The organism is Devosia sp. 2618, from assembly GCF_040546815.1.
Lineage (GTDB): Bacteria > Pseudomonadota > Alphaproteobacteria > Rhizobiales > Devosiaceae > Devosia.
In genome coordinates this window covers 3,567,263-3,593,066 of the sequence record NZ_JBEPOO010000001.1, presented here as the reverse complement: position 1 = coordinate 3,593,066, position 25,804 = coordinate 3,567,263, and the positions used below count along the sequence as shown (strand labels likewise).

Genomic DNA, 25,804 nt, shown 5'->3' with positions numbered 1-25,804 from the left:
ACATCATGAGTCATTCCCCGCGCCATGTCGAACCAGGGTCGCTGAACACCGGCCTGTTCATCAACGGCAAGTATGTTCCAGCCGTCTCCGGCAAGACCGTGCCTGTCTATGACCCTGCAACCGAAACCGTCATCGCCGAAGTGGCCAGCGGCGATCTGGAAGACGCCCGGGCAGCCATCGATGCCGCCGATGCTGCCGCCGCAGGCTGGGCCGCCACGCCGCCACGCCAACGCGCTGAAATCCTCCGCCGCGCCTACGAGATCATGACAGAACGTCTCGATTTCTTTGCCGAGCTGATCACGCTGGAAAACGGTAAGGCGCTGCCTGACGCCAAGGGCGAAGCGGCCTATGCCGCCGAATTTTTCCGCTGGTATGCCGAAGAAGCCGTCCGCATTGACGGTCATCTGGGCCTGTCGCCCAGCGGCGGCAATCGCATTCTCGTGCAATACCAGCCCATCGGTATTTCTCTGCTGGTGACGCCATGGAACTTTCCCGCAGCCATGGGCACCCGCAAGATTGGCCCGGCCCTGGCCGCCGGTAATACCTGCATTCTCAAGCCGGCCACCGAAACACCGCTGACTGCCCTGGCTTTGGCCGGGGTGCTGCAGGAGGCCGGTGTACCCGATGGCGTCGTCAATGTTCTGGTCGCCGCCCGCTCCGGCCCGGTGGTTAGCGCCATGCTGCATGATAAGCGCGTCCGCAAGCTCTCCTTCACCGGTTCGACCGAAGTGGGGCGGATACTGCTCAAGGAAGCGGCCGATCAGGTGATCAACTGCTCCATGGAACTGGGCGGCAACGCGCCTTTCCTGGTTTTTGCCGATGCCGATCTCGATGCCGCTGTCGAAGGCGCCATGGTCGCCAAGATGCGCAATGGCGGCGAGGCATGCACGGCCGCCAACCGCTTCTATGTTGAGCGCTCCATCGCTGAAACCTTTGCCGGAAAGCTCGCTACCCGCATGGCCGCGATGAAGACGGGCGCGGGTCTGGGTGACGGCGTCCAGCTCGGGCCGCTTGTCAATGCCAAGAGCCGGGACAAGGTTCACGAACTGGTTCAGGACGCCATCGATAAGGGCGCTTCGGTCCTTGCCGGGGGCGCCGTTCCGCAAGGCACCGGATTTTTCTACCCAGCGACCGTTCTGGTCGATGTGTCGCGAGACGCGCGCGTCAATGCCGAGGAAATCTTCGGACCGGTCGCGCCCGTCATCGCCTTTGACACCGAGGAGGAAGCCATCCGCCTCGCCAATGACACCGAATATGGCCTCAGCGCCTACGTCTATACGGGCGATCTTGCGCGTGGACTCCGCGTCTCGGAGAAGCTCGATAGCGGAATGATCGGCCTCAATCGTGGTCTCGTTTCCGATCCGGCGGCTCCCTTTGGTGGCGTCAAGCAGAGCGGCCTCGGACGCGAGGGAGGACACCATGGACTCATGGAATTCCTCGAAGCCAAATACATTGCCACCAACTGGTGATCACATCCATTTCCAGTCGAATAAAGGGACACTCAATGCCGTCTAGATCTGCCACCACCATCACACGTATCGACGTTCGCATGGTCAACATACCCGCCAAATTTCCTCGTAAGGACGCTATCCAGCCGTTCGAAATGCAGGAAACTCCGATGGTCCGCATTCATACGGCGGGCGGGGCCGTCGGAACTGGCTATACCTACACTCTGGGCACCGGCGGTTCGGCAATTCTGAGCCTGATCGCCGATACCCTGGCGCCGCGCCTGATCGGCAAGGACGCGCGCTATGTCGAAGAATTGTGGTTGCAGCTCTACCGCTCCATCAATTCCATCAATCCCGGTATGGTTTCGAGCCTCGCCCTGGCCCCCATCGACATGGCGCTCTGGGACATCCGCTGCCAGATGGCCGGGCAGCCATTGCATCTGCTCGCCGGCGGCGCGCAACGGCGCCTGCCGATCTACGATACCGAGGGGGGCTGGCTGAACCTGTCGACCGACGAGCTGCTCAAAAACGCGCAATCGGCAATCGACCGGAAATTCGGTGGCTTCAAGGTCAAGGTCGGACGCTCGATCGACGAGGACATGGCCCGTCTCAAGGAAGTCAAAGCCGCATTGCCGATGGATTTCGCGCTGATGACTGATGCCAACCAGATATTGACACTCGACGAGTCCGTGCGCCGCGCTGCCCAATATCAGGATCTTGGCCTGACATGGTTCGAAGAGCCGATGATCGCCGACGATATCTCATCGCACCGGCTTCTGGCCAAATCCACGGCGCTGCCGATCGCTATCGGCGAGACCGTGTTCAGCATCGCCCAGTTTCGCGAGTATATCGCGTCGGCCGCAGCCTCCGTTATCCAGGTCGACGCTGCCCGCATTGGCGGTATTACGCCCTGGCTCAAGGTCGCGCACATGGCGCAGGCCTTCAATCTGACCATCGCGCCACACTATCTCATGGAACTGCACGTCTCCCTCGCTGCAGCCGTACCCAACGCAAAGTGGGTCGAGCACATTCCGCAACTGGATGACATTCTGAGCGAGCCAATGACAATAGACGCTGACGGCTATGCCGTACCCCCCAGCGCGCCAGGTCTGGGGATCGAATGGGACTGGTCAAGAATTGCAAAATTTACAGTTGGCGAGGAGCACACCGTAGAGTCCTGACGCATACTGCCTTGAGGCGACTTAGCTTGCCTCAAGGTAAATAATGTCAGGTTGCAGGTTGATGCGCGACGACGCGTCTACTTTTAGGATATAGCGACGGTCCGTTGAACGGTCGGAATGGGGCGCTAAGCCGCCATTAGTCCGCCGTAGAAACTGAAATTTCCCAAAAATTACAGTGCCCATCTATGTAGCAGCGGGTGCGCCATTTCAGAACAGAACAGAACAGAACAGAACAGAACAGAACAGAACAGAACAGAACAGAACAGAACAGAACAGAACAGAACTATGAACGCCGCCGTTTCCACGCTGGAAGCGGGGACCAGCGTTCGCAGCAATTCCGACTTCGATCCCATGATGCGAACCTCGTCGTCGGCGACCTCGACGCGCTGCGCCAGAGCGCGCAGATGGTCGCGTCGGTAGCCGCCATCGTCGTGTCGTATCCGTTCGCGGGCTTTGCGGGCGAAGCGCTTGAGCATGTCGGGGCTGACGCCCTGATTGCCTGAACTGTCGAGCGCGAGCTGGGTGCGCTCGGCGTCGGCGGCGGCCTGATCCCGCAACGCCTTTAGGCCCACCATGCGCTCTTTTGCCATGGCGTCGTCCTTGTCCACCATGCCCGCTTCGATGGCGTCAAAGAGACGGCCGAGCCGCTGGTCGGCTTCCGTGATTCGCCTGTGAAGCTCGGCAAGATGCTCGCGGCGGCGCTCGGCACGCTCCTGCCGCCGGTCGATGACGCTGGCGAGGACAGTTTCCAGTCGCTTGGGCTGGAGCAGCCGATCTCCGATATGATCGGCGACCAGATGGTCCAGCTTGTCCATTGGGATCGTGCGGCCCTTGCAGCCGGTCTTGCCCTGCCGCGCCTTGGTCGAACAGGTGTAATAGCGTTATGTCGCTCCCGTGCTGCCTTGGCCGGTGCGCAACGTCACCGCACCCCCGCACTTGGCGCAGAAGCAAATGCCTGTCAGCAGCGTGGGGCCACTGGAGACACGCGCGGGCGTCACCATGGGATTGCGGGATTTGAGGCGGGCTTGCACTGCATCGTAAATCTCCCGCTCGATCAGGGGCGGCACCGCCATGATGGCGACCTCGCTCTCCGGCTTCTTCTCCCGGTTCTTGTGCGAGCGCGTGTTGAACCTGTGCTCGCCGATATAGGTGGTGCGGGTCAGGATGCCTTGGATTTGCGCCAGCCCCCATCGTCCGCCGTCGCGGGTGAAGAAACGGCGCTCGTTGAGATAGGTGGCGATGGCCTTGACGCCCATCGCGCCTCGCGTGCCGTCGCCTTCAAGGAACAGGCGATAGATCGTCCGCACAGTGTCGGCGTGCAGCGGGTCGATCTCCAGCTTCTTCTTCGTCTTCGATCCGCGCTGCTCGGCCACGACAATGCGATAGCCGATGGGCGGTCGCGCGCCGTTCCAGAAGCCTTGCCGGGCGTTCTCTTTCATAACGCGCAGGACGTGCTTGGCGTTCTCCTTCGACTGGTGCTCGTCGAACAGCGCCATGATCTGTCGCATCATCTGGTGCATGGGATCGTCGCCTATCTCCTGCGTGATGGACACCAGCTTGACGCCGTTCTTCGCCAGCCTCCTGACGTAGAACTCCATCTCGAAGTGATCGCGGAAGAAGCGCGAGAAGCTATGCACCACGACTATATCGAAGGGCGCAGGCTTGGACGTGCCCGCCTCGATCATGCGCTGGCACTCGGGGCGTTTGTCGTTGGTGGGGTCGCACCCGGTTCAACGTAAGTCTCAACGAGCTGGAAGCCGCGTTGCTCGCAATAAGCTTCGCCCTGCCGCTTCTGATCGGGAATGGAAATGTCATGCTCGGCCTGCCGGGCGGTCGAAACGCGCAGATAGAGGGCAGCGCGAGCGGTTATGGTTGGGCTGTGCATGTTCATGGCCGATCTCCTATGGCCTTCCTCGGCTTCGGACGGTCGATCAGGGGCAACGCCAGTTCCACGCGGTCATGCACCACCTTGGGCGCGAGCTTGCGGCCGTGGCCCGACTCAAGCCGCACAAGGCCGTAGCTCTCCATCGTTTTGAGGGTGCGTGAGAGATTGGAGCCGGCCCGGCCGGTGATTTCCGCCAGTTCCTCCAGCGACGCCGGGGCTTTCTCGGCGATGACGCGGAGCAACTCGCGGTTCCCGGCCGACAGCACCTTGGCAAAGGATTCGGTCGAAGAGCGGTACGGAACTTCGGCCGTGGACGGGTTGATTGAACTGCGCGTGTTAGCCGCGGATGCCTGAGCCTGATTCCAGCATAATCACGGTTGTTCCGGCTCGGCCTGCCGAATCCAAGAGTGGTGAGCAGCTGTCGGGATGGTGGGAAAGGTATAGAGCTAATGCGGCTCAGCAACTCTCCTCAACGGCGCTGGAGGTACTGCATGCTGACGCACGGTATATCGTTGAGAAGCGTTGCCGACAATAGACGGTAAGATCGACGCTGCGGCTTGGCCGGAAGACGGGCTGCGTACTGGAATGGTGATCGGCTCTGTTCAATCTGGAAAAGCCGCTAGCATGCTCGCGGTCGCAAGTCTCGCACTGGACCAAGGCGTCGATGTCGTGGTGTTGCTTGCGGGTACACGCGTCGGTTTGTGGCTTCAGACCTATGAGCGAATGCTCAGTCAACTGGATGGAAGCACCCGTGATACTGCGTATGCACGGGCAAACGTCAGGTTAATATTACCACAGCCTGAAGACGTATTGAGTCCCGACCGCATGGGCCCGACGAGCTATCTCAAGTCATCTCGGGCGACACTCGCGATACGACAGGGGATACCCATGATTATCGTGGTCCCCAAGCTCGATGAACATCTCCTCCATCTCTCACGTATGCTGCGGAATGTGTTGACCGAGCCAGTTCTTGCCAATCGCGATCGAGCAACCACAATGCTGGTACTTGATGACGAAGCCGATGACGCTTCGGTACTTGATAGTGCCACTTCGGAGAAGGTTACCCCCCGTTCCATCGCAGCTCTTTGTAGCGGTGACCACCACCATTCCGCTTCCAGAAATGCGCAGTTGCGGGCGACCTATGTTGCTTATACCGCGACGCCCCAGGCGAACTACCTTCAAGAGTCACACAATCCGCTCGCACCGCGACAGTTTAGCGCTGCGCTGCGCGTAGCTGGCTATGAGGGTGAGATCACGCCTCGCTCGCTCACTTATCGTGAACCAGACGGTATCCGCGGCTACTACTGCGGAGGCGACATTTATTACGACGCCACAAATTTTCTATCGGGACCGCTAACGGTGTCGTGGCCCTATCCTGAACTGCAGCCCGGGGAGACCGAAGCGGAACTTGCTGATCGCCGGGAAGCCCTGCGATGGGAGGCGATATCCGCAGCGCTGCGTAGCTATATGGTCGGAGCTGCGGTGCGTCTGCTTATCGACGGCAGACGTTTCACCAATGCTATGGGTCGGGCATTTCCTACTAAGGATGCACTCATCGCGGCCATACCTCGCCCGCATACAATGATGTTCCATCCTTCTGCTCGGAAAGACGCTCATTTCGCGGCGGCCGAGGATATTGCGCGATGGTCTCGCTCGCTGCCCGGACACGAGCGCGAGGTTGATTTGCCAGAGGGAGAAGACGGAGAGCCCATCGTAGCAGTCGATACGGCTGGTTTGGCGCTCCGTCTCCAAGCCGAGGAAGAAGCGTGGCGAGCCTGCTATTTAAGCTACGAGAATTCTCGCTTAGCTCTTTCAAGCTTTCCGCGCGCGGCCTACCCTCGGCTCGACCCTTCTCGGTGGCAGGAAGTTTACACCCTTCTTCTGACTGAGATTTTCCCCAATGTGATACTTCGCGTTCTAAACAGCGACCCTGCTGCGGATGACCGTCCGCGTTTCGACGCTATCGAAGATGCGGATGGATGGCATGCACCAGCCGATCTCCTCACTATCTTCGTTGCGGGCAACATCCTATCGCGAGGTCTCACAGTTGAAGGGCTTGCGACAAGCCTTTTCCTCCGCAGCAGTGCGGAGCCCGCTGCCGATACGCAGATGCAAATGCAACGTTGGTTCGGCAATCGCGGAGGACATTTGCCCTTTTGCCGTGTCTTTCTACTGGAGGACCAACTTGAACTGTTTCGGCAATACAATGTCCGAGACAAAGCCCTCAAATCTCTGGTGCTGCGTCGCATGGCCTTGCCTGAGAACGAGACCGCCGCCGGAACACTCATCCTAGAGGGGCTAGAGTTCGTTGCCACAAGCAAGGTTGAGACACGCAAAGTTCCTCTTAGCCCGGGACCCAGCCCCCAAATTCGGCTGATCGAGCGAGCCGATCCTGATTTTGCCCGCCACAACGCCAACCTTTTGACCAGCGCACTGAAGCATGGGTGCTGGGACGAGATCGATTCCTCTCGGAACGTCGGAAAAATCCGTCGCGAACCACTCGGGCTCCTTGAGGTGGCGGACCTGCTAGACCAACTTCGGTACAGGCGCCACGACCCAAGCTTGGGAGACGAACTCAGCCGGCGTTGGACCAGCCTTCAGCACGGCCTCGGTCTGACTGACGCGCTGTTCCGGCCTCCAGCGCTAAATCCACGGCCCTATGCGATACGCCCTCAATCCTGTCCCTACGCCATTGCAGCTTATCTGCGACTTTGGCACTCGCTCGCCACTGGACACTATGCGCCCGGCTTCCATGCCACGGACAAAGCAGATCTGCCTTGGTCGCAACTCGATGGCCGTGTCGCGCCGCAATTCAGGAACGCAGAGAATTTGACGGCAGGTCGCGCAGAACACATGAAAAACGCCGCACCGATCGCACTTGCCGACATTATGGACGAATGCGAGTCGCTTAGGGGTGCCGTCAGAGGCTAGAAGACCAAGCGAGACCTCCGGATGTGGGCGTTGGCCCTGCTGTCGAACGATGTGGTTGCACCACCGTGATCAAATGCAATTTCTGCGATGTTGAGAAGCGCACAGAGCGGCACCCGCCAACTATCGGGCAGACCGCGCGCAGCTTTGTGGTCAAAGTCCGGGATGCCAGAAAAATCGCGGGTCGAAACCGCCCGTCTTCTAAACGCAGGCGTCCAAGACAAGCTTGATACCTTCAGTCGCAAGAACTTCGGCGAAGCCATCGTCCGAGAGTGGAGGGGCGATAAAGCATCGAACACTTCGAAAAGCGGTTGCAGGAGAGACCGTCCTATTCTTTCTCTGCTTCCGTCTAATAAGCCGTTCCACAGAGGTTCAGTGTCATCAGCAGCAATATCCGGTTTCACGAAAGGCCAAGCTTGCCCGACGTGAAGGAGGTCGTCAGGCCTCGTCTGACTGGAAAAGTGCTGTGCCGTGAAACCGGCGACTGCCGTCGGCATGGTCATGCAGAACCGTATAGCCTTCCCTGGCTTGCTAATTTTGTCGCTGAACCGCCGATTTTTTGCGCACCAACCGAACCTCGCCAGTTGTGTCCCGTGCCCGCAGGTTCGTCGGCACGATGGCGACCTGAGGCGCAGTACCCGCGCTGCCATCTAGACGGCGCAGCATCATATTTGCTGCGTGAATGCCGATCTCGCGTTTGGATTGGTAGATTGTGGTCAGGCCCTTTATAGGCAGAGGATACTTCATAAAGCTGTTCACGCCGGCCGTGTCGTCGAAGCCGGTGACCGAAATGTCGCCTGGCACAGTGAGGCCGAAAGCCTGGGCGGCATCGATGAAACCCAGTGCTGAGAAGTCATTCGACGCCATTACCGCCGTCAACGCAGGTCCCCGCTGCATCATCTCGACAAAGGCCCGTCGTCCGCCTTCAATCGTATAGTCACCTTGGAACACAAAATTATCCTCCATGGTGATGCCACGGCGCTCAAGGGCACGGTGGTAGAACTCGCGGCGTTCGCGCGCTGTCGAGGAATTGGCAGAACCGGCGATAAAGCCGATTTGCCGGTGACCGAGGCCAACCAGATGCTCGACCAGGAATTCGATGGCTTGCTCGTTATCCGAACCAACATAGTCGTACTCGCCTTCAAGCGGTCGGCGGTTGACGTAGATGCAGGGCGGGCCGCCGGCTAGAAGGTTGCGAAACCCTTCGCTTTCAAGATTCTGCGAAACTAAGATCAGTCCGTCGACATTGCGGTCGATCAGTGAACTGGCGAGCTTGAACTGCTTGGCGGTGTTTTCGTCGGTGTTGCACAAAAAGATGATGTGCCCCTCGGCGCTCAGCACATCGTCGATACCTTTGACGATCTGCGGAAAGATCGGGTTTGTGATATCGGCGACCAGGACGCCGATGGAGCGTGAACGCTGGGTGCGCAGCGCCCGGGCAATTGCGGACGTGCGATAGCCCAGCTGCTTGGCTGCGTTCTCGATCACCTCGCGCTTCTGTTTGTCGACATAGCCCTTGCCCGAAAGGGCGCGCGCCACGGTGGCTCGGGACACGCCGGCGGCCTCTGCGACGTCTTCGAGAGACGGTCGCTTCTTTCGATCTTGGTTGATGGTAGGCCTCCCTTTCCGGCCTTTTCGCCGCGGTTGTCTTCAAAACATAACAGAATCTATAGCGCCTCACTTGACGAGCCAAGCCCAATATGAGATCGATGTCATGTGAAATCGATATCACATTGTCTCAAGAGAGCCGATCAAAGGCCGACAATGGATGACCGATCGGTTTCCTGGGGAGAACCTTGCCGGTGAAACGTCGATCCAAACTGTGTTCGCTGAGCGACGCTGCCGCAATAGTCACTGACGGCATGCGCATCGCATTTGGCGGCTTCGCGACCTATCAAAGGCCAATGGCTTTCGTGCGCGAGCTCGTCCGACAGAACCGGCGAGATCTGACGATCGTCGGCGTCGTCAACAGCATCGAGTCAGACCTGCTGATCGCAGCCGGCGCCGTCAGCCGCATCGAGACATCCTATGTAGGGCTGGAGAATTTCGGCCTGGCCCGCAATTTCCGCCGCGCCGCCGAGGCCGGGGCGATCAAGACGGTGGACTACCCGGAACTGATCGCCTGGGACCGGTTCCGTGCGGATCAGGAAAACCTGCCATTCTGGCCGGCGACGTTTCTGGGCGGCAGCGATATCGTGAACCGCAATGCCGATATCGTGCCATTCAAGTGCCCGATCACGGGTCGCCAGATGTGGGCGGTGCCGCCGGCCAGGCCTGATGTCGTGGTGGTTCACGCCATCATGGGTGATGAATATGGCAATGTGGCTTTCCCCGCCCGGCGCCTGCTGCCGCAGAGTGTGGACGTCACCCACACCCGCTCCTGCGACACTGTGATCGTCGTCGTCGACCGCATTGTGGGCACCGATGAAATCCGCCGCCATCCCGAACTGACCGAAATCCCGGCCTTCCGGACCGCCCATATTGTCGAGGCGCCTTATGGCGCGCATCCGACGCCGGTGCTGGGGCTCTACGAGACTGACAAGGCCCATATCGAGGCTTATGCCGAGGCAAGCGCCACCACCGAGGGTGCTCAGGGCTATCTCGATCGCTATGTGCACGGCGTTGCCGACCACGCGGCGTATCTCGAGCTGATCGGCGTTGAACGCCTGCTGGCGCTGCGCGCGGTGGAGCTGCCCCGATGAACACTTTGCCCTATACGATCGAAGAACTCTTGGCGATCAACCTGGCGCGCAACTTTGCCAACGGCGAGGTGGGCTTTACCGGCCTTGCTACTGGCGGCCCGGCTGCGCTCTACGCTACGGGCATACCGCTGGCCGCCATGCAGTTTGCCCGGCTGACCCATGCCCCGGATTTGACGATCCTGCTCGCCGGCTGGTCGATCAATCCCGACCTCAGGGAATTGTCGGCCATGCCCGATGCCGAATTTGCCGCAACGCTCCAGAACCTGGCTTGCGAAGCCCAGATGCAGACCTATCCTGGCCACTATGCGGTGCGCCGGGGTGATGTCGACTTCGGTTTCGGCTCGGGCGTGCAGGTGGATGTCCAAGGCAATATCAACAGTACCTGCGTTGGCGACTTCGACAGCCCCAAGGTGCGGTTAGTGGGCTCCATCCTTCTGCCCGAGCACATGACCTGCTTTGGTCGCGAGTATCTGATGATGCCGCATCATCAACTGCGCAGTTTCGTTGAACGCGTCGACTATATCTCGGGCGTCGGCTACCCCGGTGGCATGGCAGGGCGCGCTGCGCTCGGCCTCGACCATGGCGGTCCGCAATGGATCGTGACGCCCAAGGCAATCTTTGCCTTCGACAAGCAGGCCGGCACGGCGCGCCTCCAGAGCATCCACCCGGGCGTTTCGCTTGAAGACGTCCGTGCAAGCACCGGGTTTGCCCTTGGCAATGACAGTCCCGATTTCACCCCCGAGCCGTCGGCTCAGGATCTGATGATCCTGCGCCAGCACGTCGATCCCAAAAACTTCCTCATTCCGCACCCCGCGGCCTGATTACACCGAGCAGGGAACCAGTCCATGTCCGATGCCCCCATCGCAGCCAAGCAAACTAAGCAAGCCGGCAAGCTCAATAGCCGGGCGGTGCTGATGTTCCTGCTGCAGTACAGCCACGTCATCACCTTCCTGATCCTGGTGGTCGCGGCCACTCTTGCGTCGCCCTATTTTCTGAACTCCACCAACATCCTCAACGTGTTGCGCGGCGCCAGCATGGTGGGTGTGGTCAGTATTGGCATGACCATCGTGATCCTGGCCAAAGGCATTGACCTTTCGGCAGGCTCGCTTGTCGGCGTCGCCGCAATCACGGCGGCAGCGCTGGCCTCGAACGGATCGCCTGTCGCCTGGATTGCAGCGCTGGCCCTTTGCACGGCACTGGGCGCAATCAACGGCCTGATGATCACCAAGCTCAAGCTCGAGCCGTTCATTGCGACACTTGCCATGATGATCTTCGCCCGCGGCTGCATCTATCTCTATTCAGACGGTGGTGACACATATGCGCAAGGCGCCGACGCTATGTTCCGCGCCCTTGGCTCGGGCTACCTGTGGATCATTCCGATCCCGGTTGTCGTGTTCCTGGGCCTCTGGCTGATCGCTGCCTATGTGATGAAGCACACTCGCTGGGGCCGCCACGTCTATGCCGTCGGTGCCAACCAGGACGCCGCACGCGTCTACGGGATCAAGGTGGATGCGATCAAGATTCAGGTCTATGCGCTGGCTGGCTTCCTGGCCGGTGTAGCCGGGCTGATCCTCGTCAGCCGCGTCAGCGTCGCTGAACCCAATGCCGGCACCCTCTTCGAACTGGACGCGATCGCGGCCACCCTTATAGGCGGCACCTCGTTCGACGGCGGCGTCGGCGGTGTGGTTGGCACCATCCTGGGCGTGCTGATCCTCGCCATCATCACCAACATGCTGAACCTGATGGGCGTCTCGCCATTCGTGCAGATGCTCGCAATGGGTCTGATCATCGTCGTGGCCGTCGTGATCAGCAATCTACGCAATCGCCAACGCTAAATGACAACGGGGCAAACCCCGCAGGAGGAACGACAATGACAATCATGAAAAAGGGACAGACGTCCTCGATCAGCCGCCGCAGCCTGCTCAAAAGCGGCCTCGGCGCCGGCGCACTGGCCATCACCGGCTTTCCATTCGTAATCACCAGCGCGCGCGCGCAGTCACCAGTTGCCGGCAAGACCATCGGCTTCTCGCAGTCCTATGCGACGGACGAATGGCTCAAGCTGCAGCGTCAGGACGTGATCAGCTATGCCCAGAGACTTGGCATGGAAGTGCTGACCACCGATGCGCGTGAAAACCCGGCGCAAGAGATCCGCAATCTAGAGGATCTTGCGGTCCGCGGCGTCGATGCGGTGATCATGATCACCTACTACGCCGAAGCTGTGCAGCCGGGAGTGCAGGCACTCAATGCCGCCGGCATCCCCGTGATCGTCATGAGCTCAGCTCTCGCCGGCGACGTGCAGTTCAACGCCCACCTGGCCGCTGATACGTTTGGCACCGCTCGCATGGCAGGCCAATATTATGTCGATACCCTGGGCGGTTCGGGCAAGGTCGTCCAGATCGAGGGCCGTCCAGGTTCGCTTGTTAACCAAGCGCGCGGCAACGGCTTCCGCGAAATCATTGATGCCACCCCCGGCATCGAAGTTGTCGCCCAGGGCATTGCCAACTATAGCCGCGCCGAGGCCCTCACGCTGATGCAGGATTTCCTGCAGGCCCAGCGCGAGATCGACGCCGTCTATTGCCACAACGACAACATGGCCAAGGGCGCCCTCCAGGCTATCCAGGAAGCCGGTCGCGCCGAAGAGATGTTCATCACAGGCTTTGACGGCAGCGCGCCAGAGACGCTGCAGATGATCAAGGACGGCTTGCTCCGCGGCACGTTCGTCTACCCGACCTTTGGTGGTGAAGCCGTGGAAGTCACCTCGCGCATCCTCCAGGGCATGGAAGTGCCAAAGGAGATCGTCTTCTCCTCGCCCATGATCACGGCCGAGAACGTAGACGAATTCTACGATGCCGAGGCGCAGACCCGCCGCGTGCCGGCCGTCAATCTCGACGCCCTTTCGGCCTGATCCAATGGCCGGGGTGTTCGCATCCCGGCTTTCACCAGCTATCCTGCCAGGAGCCTCCCATGCCCGCCCCCGCAGCACTCGGCGCCGAGACGCGCGACCCGATGATCGCCATTCGTGGCCTGACCAAAACCTATGGCGGCCACATCGCCAACAACGCCATCGACTTTGATGTCTTCCCCAATGAAATCGTAGCGCTGGTCGGCGACAACGGTGCGGGCAAGTCCACCTTCATCAAGATGATCTCGGGCGTGCTGCGCCCGACGTTGGGCACAATCACCATCAACGGCCAGCCCGTGGAAATGAGCAGCCCCAGCGACGCCACCAAGCAGGGCATCGAGACACTGCACCAGAACCTGGCCCTGGTCGATGTTTTCAATGTACAGGAAAACATCTTCATGGGCCGCGAGCTCCAGCGGCGCATCGGCGGTGTGATCCCCTCCCTCGATCACGCTGAAATGCGCCGCCGGACTATTGCCCTGTTCGAAGAGCTGGGCCTCAAGACACCGGATCTGAACAAGATGGTCCGCGCGCTCTCGGGCGGTCAGCGCCAGGCCGTGGGCATCGCCCGCCTGCTGCTCGAAAGCGATCTAAAGCTGCTGATCATGGACGAGCCGATGGCCGCCCTCGGCGTCGAGGAATCGCGCCTCGTGGTCGAACTGATCATGCGTCTCAAGGAGAAGGGCTACAGCGTCCTGATCATCAGCCACAACCTGGACCACGTGTTCCAGGTCGCCGACCGCATCGCCGTGCTCAAGAACGGCCGGATGGTGGGCGCCGTGCGTCGGGCCGATATCGATCACGACGAGCTGGTTTCCATGATCGTGGGCGGGAAAATGCCCTCCCGCGTCGCCGCATAACTGAATTCAAGAGAAAGACTGACATGACTGGCCCACTCAACGGCATCAAGGTACTCGACCTCTCCCGCTTCATCGCCGGGCCGCATTGCACCATGATCCTGGCCGATATGGGCGCCGATGTTGTGAAGGTGGAAAAGGCGGGCTACGGTGACGACAGCCGCCATTTCCCGCCCTTCCAGAACGGAGAAAGCCTCTACGGCATGGCGCTCAACCGCAACAAGCGGTCGATGACGCTCAACTTCCGCAATCCCAAATCGCAGGACATGCTGCGTGAGCTGGTCAAGGGTGCCGACGTATTGGTGGAAAATTTCCGCCCCGGCACCATGGAAGACATGGGATGCGGCTGGGACGTGCTGCGCGAGATCAATCCACGGCTGGTGATGACCCGTCTGTCCGGGTTTGGCCAGGACGGACCCTATGCCCAGTTGCCTGGCTTTGATGGCATCGCCCAGGCCATGAGTGGCCTCATGTCACTGGCCGGCAATCCCGAAGGCCCGCCGATGTTGGCCGGCGCCTTCTATATTGACTACATGACCGGCATGTATGGCGCCAATGCCACGCTGGCGGCTTTGTTTGCCCGCGATACCACGGGCAAGGGCCAAATGATCGACGTGTCGCTGCTCGACAGTGCCGTCTCGGTCCTGACCACCGCGATCTCCTCACAGCTGAACCAGGGCACGACCCTGTCGCGCATCGGCAATCGCGACCGCTATTCTGCGCCAGCAAATGTGTTTGCCACGGGCAGCGGCGACTATGTGCTGCTGCTGGCAGGGACCCAACCGCTGTTCCGCCGTGTAGCCACAGCCATCGGTCGCCCGGAACTGGTGGACGATGCACGCTTCGAAAACGTCTCGACCCGCCTCGAAAACGCTCCTGCGATCGAAGAAATCATTCAACACTGGTGCCTGTCGCAGACCACCGAAGGCATCGTCGCCACCTTCGGTGAGGCTGGCATTCCGGTGGCTAAGGTCGCGACGCCTCAGGATGTCGTGCAGAACCCCCAGTTGCTGCATCGCAACCAGATCATCAAAATCAACCACCCCAAGGCCGGTGAAGTGGCCGTATCGGGCGTAACCATGCGCCTGTCCGACACCCCGCTTTCCATACGTCGTCCGCCCCCGATGCTGGGCGAGCACAATTCAGACGTCCTCTCCGACTGGCTCGGCATGGCGGACAGCGACGTCGAAGCACTCAAGACGGATGGCGTGCTCTAGCGCGCCGATTCCAGGAGACAAGCAAGTGAAAGAAAAACTCGTTTCACTGGAGACGGCGTTGGCGCCGATCCAGTCTGGTACGTCCATTGCCTTGGGAGGCAGCCTGTTGCGGCGCCAGCCCAATGCCGCAGTGCGCCACCTGATCCAGCGCGGCGTGACCGACCTGACTGTCCTGACCTGGGCAGGAACCACGGCCATCGACATGCTGGCAGCAGCCGAAGCCGTGCGTCGCTGGGAAGGCATTTATGTCGGCATGTTCAACTATGGCCTTGCCCCAAATTTCCGCCGCGGCGTGCAGAGCGGCAAGATCGAAGTCCGCGACTTTTCCGAAACTGCTTTCGTCGCCCGGTTGCGTGCGGCGGGGCAGGGCCTGCCTTTCCTCCCGATCAGGACGCTGTTCGGTTCCGACCTTGCCGCGAACAATCCCGAACAGATCAAGGTGTTCTACTGCCCCTTCACCGGGCGCAAGATGCAGGGCATAGCCGCGGCTGATACTGAATTCACCATCATCCACGGATATGCGGGCGACAAATACGGCAACGTGCAATGGCCGATCGTGCGCGACACCGACGACGTTGACCAACCCATGGCCGCAGCGGCCAAGCGTTTGATCGTGACGGTCGAAAAGATCATTCCGCACGAAGACATCAAGAAGCAGCCATCGCTGACTTACATCCCGGGCAATTGGGTCGAGGCCATCGTTGAGGTGCCCTACGGATCCCATCCGGCGGCCTGTGACACGATCTATGACGAGGACGACGCGGCTATGCTGGCCTATCTGGCCGCCGGCAAGACCGCCGATGGCGCCAAAGCCTGGCTCGACGACTTCGCCCGCGCCCCGGCCGATCATGCGGCCTATCTCGACCTGTTTGGCGGCGTTTCCGCCCTTGCCAAGCTCGACCGCAGCTGAGGGGACAGCATGACCTATTCAAACAACGAACTGATCACCGCCTTCCTGTCCCGCCAGATCCGCGACGACGACCTTTGCTTTGTCGGTGTCGGTACTAATGGCCGCGCCTTTACCCTGGCCGTGGGCATCCCACTTGCTGCCGTTCGCCTGGCCCAGATGCGTCACGCGCCGGGCGCCGCGGTCTATTGGGGCAATTTGCTTGAACCCGACCTGTCGGTGATCCCAGAGACTTTCACCCAGGATGCCTTCACCCGCTGGCAGGCAGCGTGCTGTCCGGCCGACACCGGCGCCAAATGCGATATGCTGATGCGCTCGAGCTTTGATGTCAGCTTCAATTCGGCCGCCCAGATCGATCGCTTCGGCAATCTCAACATCACGGCCATCGGCGACTATCGGCAGCCCGACGTCCGGCTCGTGGGCAGCCTTGCGCAACCCGAGCACCTGGCTTTTGTCCGCCGTCCGTACCTGGTCTGCGACCTCGATAGCCGCACCTTCGTCGAGAAGGTCGATTTCATCACCAGCGTTGGCTACCTCGATGGTGGCAACACGCGCCTTCAAGCGGGACTGGACGCCGGCGGACCGCAACTGGTCGTCACCGACAAGGCCATCTTTGACTTCGAGCCGATCAGCAAGGCGATGCGCCTTGTCTCCCTGCATTCGGGCGTGACGATCGAGGAGGTGCGCGATCTCATGTCGCTTAGCCCCATCGTGCCATCGACCATACCGACCACCGCAGAACCCACCGACAGCGAACTTGCCGACATCCGCTCGGTTATCGATCCCAATCGCGTGCTGCTCAAGGTCTAGCGCGCTGGCCACAACCCTTTCGAGGAAAGATACAATGAACGCCCCCATCCAACGGACCAATATCAACGGCGCGCATGTGATGGCCGCCGCCCTCAAACGCCATGGCGTCGAAGTCATCTTCGGCCAGTCCATTCCAGCCGCGCTGTTCCTCGCCACCCCGCATTATGGCATCCGCCAGATCGGCTATCGCACCGAGAACGCCGGCGCCGTCATGGCCGACGCTTATGCCCGCATCACCCACAAGGTTGCCGTGGTAACAGCGCAGAATGGCCCTGCTGCAACGCTGCTGGTGCCTGGCCTTGCCGAAGCGCTCAAGGCCTCGATCCCCATCGTTGCCATCGTCCAGGACGTGGCCCGCCCCTTTGCTGACAGGAATGCCTTCCAGGAACTCGACCACCTCGAGCTGTTCAAGGGCAGCGCCAAGTGGATCAAGCGCGTCGCCGATGTGAACCGCATCGACGACTATATCGACATGGCCTTCACCGCCGCCGCATCCGGCCGCCCCGGCCCAGCGGTGCTGATCGCGCCAATCGACATGTTCCTCGATACGCCAAAGCCAGATGCGAATACGCGATTTGCATCGCTCGGGACGTTCCCGCTCGACCGCTCAGGCCCCGATCCACGCCGCGTGGTGGAAGCCGCCGAACTACTCGCCAATGCGCAGCGTCCGCTGATCATTGCCGGCGGTGGCGTGCATGTGTCCGACGCCGTGGCTGAGTTGGTCGAGCTGCAGGAAATCGCAGGTATTCCCGTCGCCACCACAGTCATGGGCAAGGGTGCCATCGACGAGACGCACCCCCTTTCGGTCGGCATCGTGGGCTACTTCATGGCCAATCGCAGCCGCACCGCACACCTGCGCGACCAAGTCGAAAAGGCCGACGTCATCCTGCTGGTTGGCAATCGCACCAACCAAAACGGTACCGATTCCTGGTCGCTCTACCCCAAGGCGGCCACCTATATTCATCTCGATGTCGATAGCCAGGAAGTGGGTCGCAACTACGAGGCCATACGCCTGGTTGGTGATGCCAAGCTGGGTCTATCCGCTCTCACCGAGCAGCTCCAAAAGCTCGACCTCTCCAAGCGCAATGCTGCCCGAGCCGGGGTTGAACAGGCGATTGCCCAGGGCCTGACCCGTGCCCGCAAGGACGCTGAAAGCTTTGAGGCGTCGTCGGCCAGCCCGATGCGCCCGGAGCGCATGATGGCCGATCTCGACAGTGTCCTCACGCCCGATACGATAGTCGTTTCCGACGCCAGTTATTCCTCGATCTGGATCGGCAATTTCCTGACCTGCCGCAAGGCCGGCACGCGATTCATTGCGCCACGCGGCCTCGCCGGGCTTGGCTGGGGCCTACCCTTCGCCATCGGCGCCAAAGCTGCCCGCCCCGATGCTCCGGTGTTTGCCCTCGTTGGCGACGGTGGTTTCGCTCATGTCTGGTCCGAACTTGAAACCGCCCGCCGCATGGGGCTTCCCGTGGTCGTCGCCGTGCTCAACAATTCTATCCTGGGCTACGAAAAGCATGCCGAAAAGGTGCTGTTCGGCGAATATAGCGATGCCTGCGACTTTACCCCGGTTGATCATGCCGCAATCGCCCGCGGCGCCGGCTGCGATGGCGTGCGAGTCGAAAAGGCCGAGGACTTCCTGCCCGCCCTCAAGGCGGCGCTCGCCTCGGGCCGCGCGACTGTGCTCGATGTCATCACTGACGAGCTGGCCTATCCGCCTATCACCAGCTTCAACGACCATACGGCGCTGACCTACTAAGCCGCAGCCGGGAGGACGCGAACGATGAAGAAATTGATGAACGACCCGGCCAATTTCGTCGACGAGATGCTCGACGGACTTGTCCTGGCAAATCCGGAGCTGGTGCGCGAGTGTTCGAATGGTCGCGTCATCCGCCGCGCCGCGCCTCCTCGCTCCGGCAAGGTCGGCGTCGTCTCTGGCGGCGGTTCGGGCCATTTGCCGCTCTTTACCGGCTATGTCGGACAGGGCCTGCTCGACAGTTGCTCGATCGGCAATGTGTTCGAGGGCCCGACAGTCGACTCCTGCATGGAGGCGATGCACGCCGCCAACGGCGGCGCGGGCATTCTGCGCCTCTATGGCAATTACGGTGGCGACAGGATGAATTTCGACATGGCTGGCGAGTTCCTCGAAGACGACATCCAATCCACCACCGTACTGGGCAATGACGACATCGCCAGCGCAAGCCCGGCCGAGCGCAGCAAGCGCCGCGGCGTTGCCGGCCTCATCTACGCCTACAAGACCGCCGGCGCCCACGCGGAGGCAGGCGGTTCTCTGGCCGAGGTAACCGCTACCGCACGTCGGACAGTCGAAGCCACCCGCACCATCGGCGTGGCCCTGGCGCCGTGCCAGGTACCTGGTTCGGCTCAGCCGTCGTTTATCTTGGGCGAAGACGAAATCGAAATGGGGATGGGCATTCACGGCGAGCCTGGCATCTGGCGTGACACGCTCAAACCGGCCGATACCATTGTCGATGAAATGATCGAGCGCCTGCTGGCCGACCGTCCCGAGGGATCGGGCAACACGGTTACAGTGCTGGTCAATAGCTTGGGCGCTACCCCGCTCGAGGAACTGTTCATCCTCTATCGTCGTGCGGCGTCGCGCCTTTCGACAACCGGACTGACCATCGTTCAGCCGCTTGTGGGCCACTTCGCGACCTCGATGGAAATGGCCGGCGCCTCGATCAGCCTCTGCTTTCTCGACGAAGACTTGCGCCAGCTGCTTGCCGCGCCCGCCGATTGTCCGTTCTGGAAGGTGCGCTGATGTCTATTACCGTAGAGAGCATCAGTCGGGTCATGGCCGACGCGGCAATCTCTATCAAGCAGCATGAACAGGCTCTCAATGCCGCCGATTCTCGCCTGGGCGATGGCGACACGGGCGGCATGCTGGCCCGCGTGATCGGCAAGATGGCCGAGCAGGATCTCTCCACCGCCGCCGATCCCGGTGCAGCGCTCGGCCAGCTGGCCCGTGCAGCCGCCTCGGCCACCGGTTCAAGCCTTGGTACCCTACTGGCAACGGCGCTCCTGACCATCAGCCGCGAAACCAAGGGGCGACCCGAGATCGACCAGTCGGCGCTATCGGACCTCGTCGGCAAGGCGCGCGACGCCATGATGATCCGCGGCGGTGCCAACCTCGGCGACAAGACTGTGCTCGACGCCGTCGACGCCGCCGCCCGAGCCCTGTCGGGCGCCGCCAATCCACGTGAAGCAGTGGCTCAAGCGGCCCAAGCGGCACTAGAACAGTTCCGTGACAAGCCGAACCGCATCGGCCGGGCCCGCATGTTCGGCGACGCAACGATCGGGGTCGACGATCCCGGCATGCTCGCCTTTGCCCTTTTGGCCCGCGACCTCTCCACCACCGACCAATTGGATTGAACGACCATGTCAGACTTGAGCACCCAGCTTTTGCGCCAGAAACTCTATATCGATGGCGAATGGTGTGACGCAGACTCTGGTTCGACGCTGGACGTGACCGATCCGGCCAGTGGCAAGGTGATCGGCACCATCGCCAATGCCGGTGCCATTGAAACCACCCGCGCGATCGAGGCAGCTCATGCCGCCTTCCGCAGTTTCGGCTATACCACCAGCGAAGATCGTGCCGCCATGATGCGCAAGCTTCACGCGCTCATCGTTGAACGCCGTGAACCCCTGGCCCAGCTGCTGACGCTCGAACAGGGCAAGCCCCTCGCCGAGGCGCGGGGCGAAATCGACATGAGCGCCAAATATATCCTCTGGTTCGCCGAGGAGGCGCGCCGCACCTATGGTGACATCATTCCCTCCCCGTGGCGGGGTCGGCAGATACTGGTGACCCATGATCCAGTGGGAGTGGTCGCAGCGATCACGCCCTGGAACTTTCCCTCTTCCATGCTGGCCCGCAAGATTGGCCCGGCTCTCGCCGCCGGTTGCACACTGGTCATCAAGCCGGCAACCCAAACCCCCTATTCGGGTCTGGCCTGGGCGCAATTGTGTGAGGACGCCGGCTTCCCCAACGGCTCCGTCAATATCCTCACCGGTTCTGCGTCAGCCATCGGCGGCGTGCTCACCAGCCATCCCCTCGTCCGCAAGATCACCTTCACCGGCTCGACCGATGTGGGCAAGCTGCTGATGACCCAGGCGGCAGCTACCGTCAAAAAGGTCTCGATGGAATTGGGCGGCAATGCGCCCTTCATCGTCTTCGACGACGCCAACCTTGATCGTGCAGTCGAGGGCGCCATTGCCTCTAAATACCGCAATTCAGGCCAGACCTGCGTTTGCACCAACCGCTTCTATGTCCAGTCCGGGATTCACGACCAGTTCGTCGCAAAATTTGTAGAGGCCACGCGTGCCCTGCGCGTCGGGTCTGGCTTTGAGGACGGCGTGGCTCAGGGGCCGCTGATCGACAGCAAGGCTGTCGAGACCGTCGAGGCCATGCTCGCCGATGCGGTCGCCAAAGGCGGTGAGATCGCCCTTGGAGGCAAGCGCCATGCGTTGGGCGGCACGTTCTTCCAGCCTACTATTGTCACAGGCGCCACACCCGACATGCCCTTTGCCAGTGACGAGATTTTCGGACCTGTGGCGCCTATCTTCCGTTTTGACACGGAAGCAGAAGTGATCGAGCAGGCCAACGCTACCGAATATGGTCTCGCTTGCTACTTCTACACCGCGGATCTTGGCCGCACCTTCCGCGTCTCGCGCCGGCTCGAATACGGCATTATCGGCGTCAACGAAGGCCTCGTGACCACAGAAGTGGCGCCTTTTGGCGGCCTCAAGCAGTCCGGCGTCGGCCGTGAAGGCAGCAAATACGGCATCGCTGAGTATCTTGAAACAAAATACTTGAGCATCGGCGGCCTCAACGGCTAACGCGGGGCTCATCTTTGGCGATGAAATAGATCACTGGCCAAGGCACGTTGGGTAACCGGTTGTTCACTCCAATGATGCCCCTAGGCGGATTATATCCGGCGACGCAACTGCCAAGATACAGCCGCAGGGTCGACGACGATTCGCGGCAGCGAACGGCAGCTTTCAGGATTATCTTAGAAGGTTTTGAAAGAATGAAATGGGCGCTATAGTCATTTGGCAGATATGCTCCGCCTGATTGATATAAATCAGACATGCACCTTGGTCTCGGAGAGCGACCTCGGGGTTATCCAGCCTTACTGAAAGAAGCTTCGCGGTTGATGAGTTGGACATCGACCGAAACACTGACGGGAAAGTCTTCAACGACTGCGAAGGCGCCGGCAAGTGCATCGAAAGCGGCTTTCCCGATCTCCTGTTCTATCTCCAGCGGGCGTCCTGGCTGGATTCGGACCAGGGCAGTGGCGAAACCTCCGGACATGTCGCGCCCGACCGCGAAATGATCATGGATGACGAGGCGCGACTTGATGGCACTGACCGGCAGTTTGCCGGTTTCGCACAGGGCGTCGTGGACGCTTTGGACTGTCGCCGCGAGATCCACGCGGTCGGCGACATTGCGGCTGAGTTCGATGATGACGTGGGGCACGGCTACTTCCTTGTGGTCGGAAAACAGGATGCGCGCATCAGGCATATCCCTCGATGCTGCGGTCGAAAGCGGCTTCCTGGATGGCGTCGGCGAGCCGCTCGATCTCGGGCCTGCCCAGCGACAGCCGGTTGGTGGCGAGGCAGATATGGGTTAACCGCCCATCCAGGGTGCAACTGCTGCCCGGCGTCACCATGATGCCCCGGGCATTGAGCCGCAGCACCAAGGCGTCGCCCGCAGCCACGGGCAACCAGATCGAAAATCCGGAATTGCCCTCGATGGCAAAGCCGCGGCGGGAGAGGGCGTCGGCAAACATCTGCCGGCGCCTGGCATACTCGGTCCGCGCCCGCTGGATGAGATTGCCCACTGGGCGGCTCTCGAGCAGCGCGGCCACCGTCCCTTGCAGGATACGGCTGGTCATGGCTGTTCCGAAGGAGCGGTTCAGGCGGATCTTTTTGATGAGGGTGGCTGGCCCACCCAGGATGCTGACCCTGAGGTCGATGCCATAGGCCTTGCAATAGGCCCGGCTGAGGATCACCCGCCCAGCCAGCAAAGGGCCGAGACTGGTCTGCTCCGGCCCGGCCAGGGGACCAAAACCATCGTCCTCGATCACCAGCACATGGTCATGCCGTCCCAGCAGGTCGGCGAGTTCGCCGAGGCGCGTATGAGTGACCGTGCGGGCCAGCGGAAAGTGGCAGCGGGGCTGGTAGAGGAACACCTTCGCGCCCTGGCTGATGGCGCGGTGCATGTCGTCGATGCGCGGGCCATCTCGGTCCCAGCCCACGGCAACCGTCCGCGCGCCGGCCAGCGACAGCATGCGGATGATCCGGGGGCTTGTGGGTGATTCCACGGCTATGGTCTGGCCCGCGTCGCAGGCAGCGAGGATGGCCAGCAGGATGCCTTCCGAAACGCCGCCTGCCGTGGTCCATGCCTCCGGCTTGAAGGGCCATGTGGGGCCGACGGCGGCAACCAGCGGCTCGATGATATGCTCGGCCCGCGGGCTATGCAGCGACTGCACGGCGAGGCCCTGCATCAGCGCCCCTTCCAGCGCCGGCTGGAAGGAGGTGTCGGACTCTGTGGAGGCAAAATTCCACCCCCGCTCTGCCGGTTGCGGCGCGGAATCGCCCTGGCTCGGCAGCCGCACGAAAGTACCGCCCCGGCGATGGGTTTCGACATAACCCTGGAGGCGAAGACTGTTCCAGGCAGCGGCCACTGTGCCCTGGCTGATGCCGCCAACTTCGGCAATGTCGCGGACGGTGGGCAGGCGGGTGCCGACGCGCAGCGTGCCCTGGCGGATCAGCGCCACCATGCTTTCGGCAATGCCCTGCTTGCCCCGGCTGGACCAGCGCTGCGTCAGCCAGTCTGCCGCCACCACATCCGGGACGTCGCCACCGTTTTGCTGCATGTCGCCTGCGCCTCACAGAAAAAATCATCCAAAAAATAGTAAGCCTACAGAATGTGTAGTCTAAAGGCGGCCTTGCGTCAGCTACGTTGGACCAAAAACCACACTTGCGGGATATATGGTCATTTATGTTCAGTCTAGTCGCGTTGACCAAACAAGCTGTAGGCCACAGTTTAGCCTCCGTCAATCAGCCCTTGTCACGCAAGATTTGGGCTTTCTTGCTGAGCTCTCGCTGAGGGTTTCGGAGTTTTTGCCATCGAGCTCGTGATCGGGCGGGATAGCGGGGAACGCATCTATGTTCATCTCGGCTTCGACCGAAAATGTTCAGCCAAAGCTAGGGGTGATCGCTGCGCCACGCGTGCTGCGTCAGCCCGCACAACGCCAGGTCCGTGTCTGGCTGTTGCGCGCTCTGGCTCTGTCCGTGCTGTTCTGGGCGATCTGGCAGGTGCTCACCAACCAGAATTTCGGCTGGGAACATTTCCGCGCCTACTTCTTCCATCCCTCCATCCTGCAGGGCGTCTGGCTCACCATCTGGCTGGCTATCGTCAGCATGGCCGTTGCCGTGGTCATCGGCGTGATACTGGCGCTCATGGAGCGCAGCAGGAGCCCCGGCCTTCAGACTTTTTCGCGCGGCTATGTGGCGCTGTTCCGCTCCGTGCCCATGCTCGTCCAGCTCTTGCTCTGGTACAATATCGGCGCCTTCTGGCCGGTCCTCGGCTTCTGGATTCCTTTTACCGATATCGGCTGGGGCATTCCGGCCAACAATGTCATCAATGGCGTCAGCGCCGCGATCCTCGCCCTTGGCCTCCAGGAAGCGGCCTATATGTCCGAGATCGTGCGGGCCGGGCTGGTTTCGGTGCCGGACGAACAGGTGGCAGCGGCGCGTGGCCTTGGGATGACATCGCGCCAAGCGCAATTGCGGGTCGTGCTGCCGCAGGCGGTGCCGGTCATGCTGCCGCCTACCGGCAATGCCTTTGTCGGGCAAATCAAGTCCACCAGCCTCGTCGCCGTCATCGGCGGTGGCGACCTGCTGACGACGGCGCAGCACATCTACCAGCTCAATTATCGCATCGTGCCGCTGCTGCTCGTGGCCTCGGGCTGGTACCTCGTGCTCACCATCGGCGCGACCGTGCTCTTCTATGCCATCGAAGCCAAGTTTGGACGCAGCTCGGCGGCCAGAAACGAGCGGGCGCGCCTGCTCGATCTGCTGCTGAGACCGCTGCGCCGCACGTCGCGTGGCACCGTCGAGCGGGGGGCATAAGATGAGCGCTCCGGTACTATCCCTTTCGCAGCCCACTGCCTGGCCCATCGACATCTCGCGGGTGTCCAAGGTCTACAACAACACGCTGGTGCTCGACGACGTTTCGGTCAGCATCGAGGCTGGTTCCGTCTGCGCCCTGATCGGACCGTCCGGCTCGGGCAAGAGCACGCTGCTGCGCTGCATCAACGGTCTCGTCGATTTCGAGGGTGGCAGGGTCAAGGTCGGTGACATTGCTGTCGGTGAGGTCGGGTCGGCGGGCGGGGCGCGGCCCTGGACCGAGCGCGAGGCGTCGCAATTGCGGCGGCATATCGGCATCGTCTTCCAGCAGTTCAACCTCTTCCCGCACCGCACCGTGCTCGACAATGTTACCGAGGCCCAGCAGCTGGTGCTCGGGCGCAGCCGTGACGAGGCGGTGGAAAAGGCGATGGGCCATCTGCGGCGGGTCGAACTCGCCGATCGCGCCCAGGCTTTTCCCGGCGAATTGTCGGGTGGCCAGCAGCAGCGCGTTGCCATCGCCCGGGCCCTCGCCATGGATCCGTCGGTCATCCTCTTCGACGAAGTGACCAGCGCGCTCGATCCCGAACTGGCGCTCGAAGTGGGCAAGGTCGTGCGAGACCTGTCCGCCGACGGCACGACCATGGTCGTGGTCACCCACGAGCTCGATTTCGCCCGCGACGTCGCCGACATGGTCGTCCTGCTCGAAAGGGGCAGGGTGGTCGAAGCCGGCACGGCCGAACAAATTTTCCGCTCTCCTCGAAACCCGCGCACCGCGGCTTTCGTCGCCCATTCAACCTCCACTTGATCCAAGGACAT

General features: G+C 61.3%; 24 protein-coding genes. 17 read left to right on the top strand and 7 right to left on the bottom strand.

Annotation, left to right across the window (positions count from 1 at the left end; genetic code table 11):
• Positions 1 to 5: 5 nt before the first annotated feature.
• Both ABIE28_RS17770 and ABIE28_RS17765 read left to right on the top strand, forming a co-directional pair.
• Positions 6 to 1,469 carry an NAD-dependent succinate-semialdehyde dehydrogenase gene (locus ABIE28_RS17770; RefSeq protein WP_354065239.1) on the top strand — a complete coding sequence of 488 codons (1,464 nt, stop codon included), beginning with the start codon at positions 6 to 8 and terminating at the stop codon, positions 1,467 to 1,469.
• A gap of 35 nt (positions 1,470 to 1,504) precedes the next feature.
• Positions 1,505 to 2,629, top strand: a complete 1,125-nt coding sequence (locus tag ABIE28_RS17765; protein ID WP_354065237.1) for a mandelate racemase/muconate lactonizing enzyme family protein — start codon at positions 1,505 to 1,507, stop codon at positions 2,627 to 2,629.
• Between the two features lie 170 nt (positions 2,630 to 2,799).
• Here the strand turns inward: ABIE28_RS17765 and ABIE28_RS17760 are convergent, their stop codons facing one another.
• The 4 genes from ABIE28_RS17760 to ABIE28_RS17745 form a co-directional block, all read right to left on the bottom strand.
• Positions 2,800 to 3,444, bottom strand: coding sequence for a hypothetical protein (locus ABIE28_RS17760; RefSeq protein ID WP_354065235.1), 645 nt, complete (start codon positions 3,442 to 3,444; stop codon positions 2,800 to 2,802).
• A 66-nt stretch (positions 3,445 to 3,510) separates the two neighbouring features.
• Positions 3,511 to 4,314, bottom strand: a complete 804-nt coding sequence (locus tag ABIE28_RS17755; RefSeq protein WP_354065233.1) for a recombinase family protein — start codon at positions 4,312 to 4,314, stop codon at positions 3,511 to 3,513.
• Complete coding sequence (locus ABIE28_RS17750) at positions 4,311 to 4,520, bottom strand: recombinase family protein (protein ID WP_354065231.1); 210 nt, start codon at positions 4,518 to 4,520, stop codon at positions 4,311 to 4,313. The genes ABIE28_RS17755 and ABIE28_RS17750 overlap by 4 nt, the downstream gene beginning before the upstream one ends.
• The gene (locus ABIE28_RS17745; RefSeq protein ID WP_354065229.1) at positions 4,517 to 4,756 is read right to left on the bottom strand and encodes an HVO_A0114 family putative DNA-binding protein; all 240 of its coding nucleotides are present in this window, start codon (positions 4,754 to 4,756) and stop codon (positions 4,517 to 4,519) included. Before ABIE28_RS17745 ends, ABIE28_RS17750 begins: the two co-directional genes overlap by 4 nt.
• A 280-nt stretch (positions 4,757 to 5,036) precedes the next feature.
• Here ABIE28_RS17745 and ABIE28_RS17740 point away from each other — a divergent pair, with 280 nt between their 5' ends.
• A complete protein-coding gene (locus ABIE28_RS17740) occupies positions 5,037 to 7,445 on the top strand; it encodes a Z1 domain-containing protein (protein ID WP_354065227.1) in 2,409 nt (802 codons plus the stop codon).
• Positions 7,446 to 7,973: 528 nt separating this feature from the next.
• Here the strand turns inward: ABIE28_RS17740 and ABIE28_RS17735 are convergent.
• A complete protein-coding gene (locus ABIE28_RS17735) occupies positions 7,974 to 9,053 on the bottom strand; it encodes a LacI family DNA-binding transcriptional regulator (RefSeq protein WP_354066478.1) in 1,080 nt (359 codons plus the stop codon).
• 191 nt (positions 9,054 to 9,244) lie between these two features.
• Here ABIE28_RS17735 and ABIE28_RS17730 point away from each other — a divergent pair, with 191 nt between their 5' ends.
• The 12 genes from ABIE28_RS17730 to ABIE28_RS17675 are packed head-to-tail and all read left to right on the top strand — an operon-like array spanning position 9,245 to position 21,691.
• Positions 9,245 to 10,144, top strand: a complete 900-nt coding sequence (locus ABIE28_RS17730) for a CoA transferase subunit A (RefSeq protein ID WP_354065225.1) — start codon at positions 9,245 to 9,247, stop codon at positions 10,142 to 10,144.
• Positions 10,141 to 10,965 (top strand): CoA-transferase, encoded by an 825-nt coding sequence (locus ABIE28_RS17725; RefSeq protein ID WP_354065223.1) that lies wholly within the window; start codon positions 10,141 to 10,143, stop codon positions 10,963 to 10,965. The genes ABIE28_RS17730 and ABIE28_RS17725 overlap by 4 nt, the downstream gene beginning before the upstream one ends.
• 24 nt (positions 10,966 to 10,989) lie before the next feature.
• Complete coding sequence (locus tag ABIE28_RS17720) at positions 10,990 to 11,979, top strand: ABC transporter permease (protein ID WP_354065222.1); 990 nt, start codon at positions 10,990 to 10,992, stop codon at positions 11,977 to 11,979.
• A 35-nt stretch (positions 11,980 to 12,014) separates the two neighbouring features.
• Positions 12,015 to 13,049: a substrate-binding domain-containing protein gene (locus ABIE28_RS17715; protein ID WP_354065220.1), complete on the top strand. Its 1,035-nt coding sequence runs from the start codon at positions 12,015 to 12,017 to the stop codon at positions 13,047 to 13,049.
• 59 nt (positions 13,050 to 13,108) lie between these two features.
• The gene (locus tag ABIE28_RS17710) at positions 13,109 to 13,906 is read left to right on the top strand and encodes an ATP-binding cassette domain-containing protein (protein WP_354065218.1); all 798 of its coding nucleotides are present in this window, start codon (positions 13,109 to 13,111) and stop codon (positions 13,904 to 13,906) included.
• A 23-nt stretch (positions 13,907 to 13,929) separates the two neighbouring features.
• A complete protein-coding gene (locus ABIE28_RS17705; protein ID WP_354065216.1) occupies positions 13,930 to 15,120 on the top strand; it encodes a CaiB/BaiF CoA transferase family protein in 1,191 nt (396 codons plus the stop codon).
• 25 nt (positions 15,121 to 15,145) lie between these two features.
• Complete coding sequence (locus ABIE28_RS17700; RefSeq protein WP_354065214.1) at positions 15,146 to 16,030, top strand: CoA transferase subunit A; 885 nt, start codon at positions 15,146 to 15,148, stop codon at positions 16,028 to 16,030.
• A 9-nt stretch (positions 16,031 to 16,039) separates the two neighbouring features.
• Positions 16,040 to 16,837, top strand: coding sequence for a CoA-transferase (locus ABIE28_RS17695; protein ID WP_354065212.1), 798 nt, complete (start codon positions 16,040 to 16,042; stop codon positions 16,835 to 16,837).
• Positions 16,838 to 16,871: 34 nt separating this feature from the next.
• Positions 16,872 to 18,596: an acetolactate synthase catalytic subunit gene (locus tag ABIE28_RS17690; protein ID WP_354065210.1), complete on the top strand. Its 1,725-nt coding sequence runs from the start codon at positions 16,872 to 16,874 to the stop codon at positions 18,594 to 18,596.
• Between the two features lie 24 nt (positions 18,597 to 18,620).
• Positions 18,621 to 19,616, top strand: a complete 996-nt coding sequence (locus ABIE28_RS17685) for a dihydroxyacetone kinase subunit DhaK (protein WP_354065208.1) — start codon at positions 18,621 to 18,623, stop codon at positions 19,614 to 19,616.
• Positions 19,616 to 20,227: a DAK2 domain-containing protein gene (locus ABIE28_RS17680; protein WP_354065206.1), complete on the top strand. Its 612-nt coding sequence runs from the start codon at positions 19,616 to 19,618 to the stop codon at positions 20,225 to 20,227. Before ABIE28_RS17685 ends, ABIE28_RS17680 begins: the two co-directional genes overlap by 1 nt.
• A 6-nt stretch (positions 20,228 to 20,233) precedes the next feature.
• Positions 20,234 to 21,691: an NAD-dependent succinate-semialdehyde dehydrogenase gene (locus ABIE28_RS17675; protein WP_354065204.1), complete on the top strand. Its 1,458-nt coding sequence runs from the start codon at positions 20,234 to 20,236 to the stop codon at positions 21,689 to 21,691.
• Between the two features lie 283 nt (positions 21,692 to 21,974).
• On the opposite strand, the gene ABIE28_RS17670 is transcribed toward ABIE28_RS17675, so the two are convergent.
• Together ABIE28_RS17670 and ABIE28_RS17665 are read right to left on the bottom strand one after the other, a co-directional pair.
• Positions 21,975 to 22,376 carry a 5-carboxymethyl-2-hydroxymuconate Delta-isomerase gene (locus ABIE28_RS17670; protein WP_354065202.1) on the bottom strand — a complete coding sequence of 134 codons (402 nt, stop codon included), beginning with the start codon at positions 22,374 to 22,376 and terminating at the stop codon, positions 21,975 to 21,977.
• Positions 22,369 to 23,733, bottom strand: a complete 1,365-nt coding sequence (locus ABIE28_RS17665) for an aminotransferase-like domain-containing protein (RefSeq protein ID WP_354065200.1) — start codon at positions 23,731 to 23,733, stop codon at positions 22,369 to 22,371. Before ABIE28_RS17665 ends, ABIE28_RS17670 begins: the two co-directional genes overlap by 8 nt.
• Before the next feature lie 292 nt (positions 23,734 to 24,025).
• On the opposite strand from ABIE28_RS17665, the gene ABIE28_RS17660 reads away from it, so the two are divergent.
• Positions 24,026 to 24,991 (top strand): amino acid ABC transporter permease, encoded by a 966-nt coding sequence (locus tag ABIE28_RS17660; RefSeq protein WP_354065199.1) that lies wholly within the window; start codon positions 24,026 to 24,028, stop codon positions 24,989 to 24,991.
• Position 24,992: 1 nt separating this feature from the next.
• Positions 24,993 to 25,793: an amino acid ABC transporter ATP-binding protein gene (locus ABIE28_RS17655; protein ID WP_354065197.1), complete on the top strand. Its 801-nt coding sequence runs from the start codon at positions 24,993 to 24,995 to the stop codon at positions 25,791 to 25,793.
• Positions 25,794 to 25,804 lie beyond the last annotated feature (11 nt).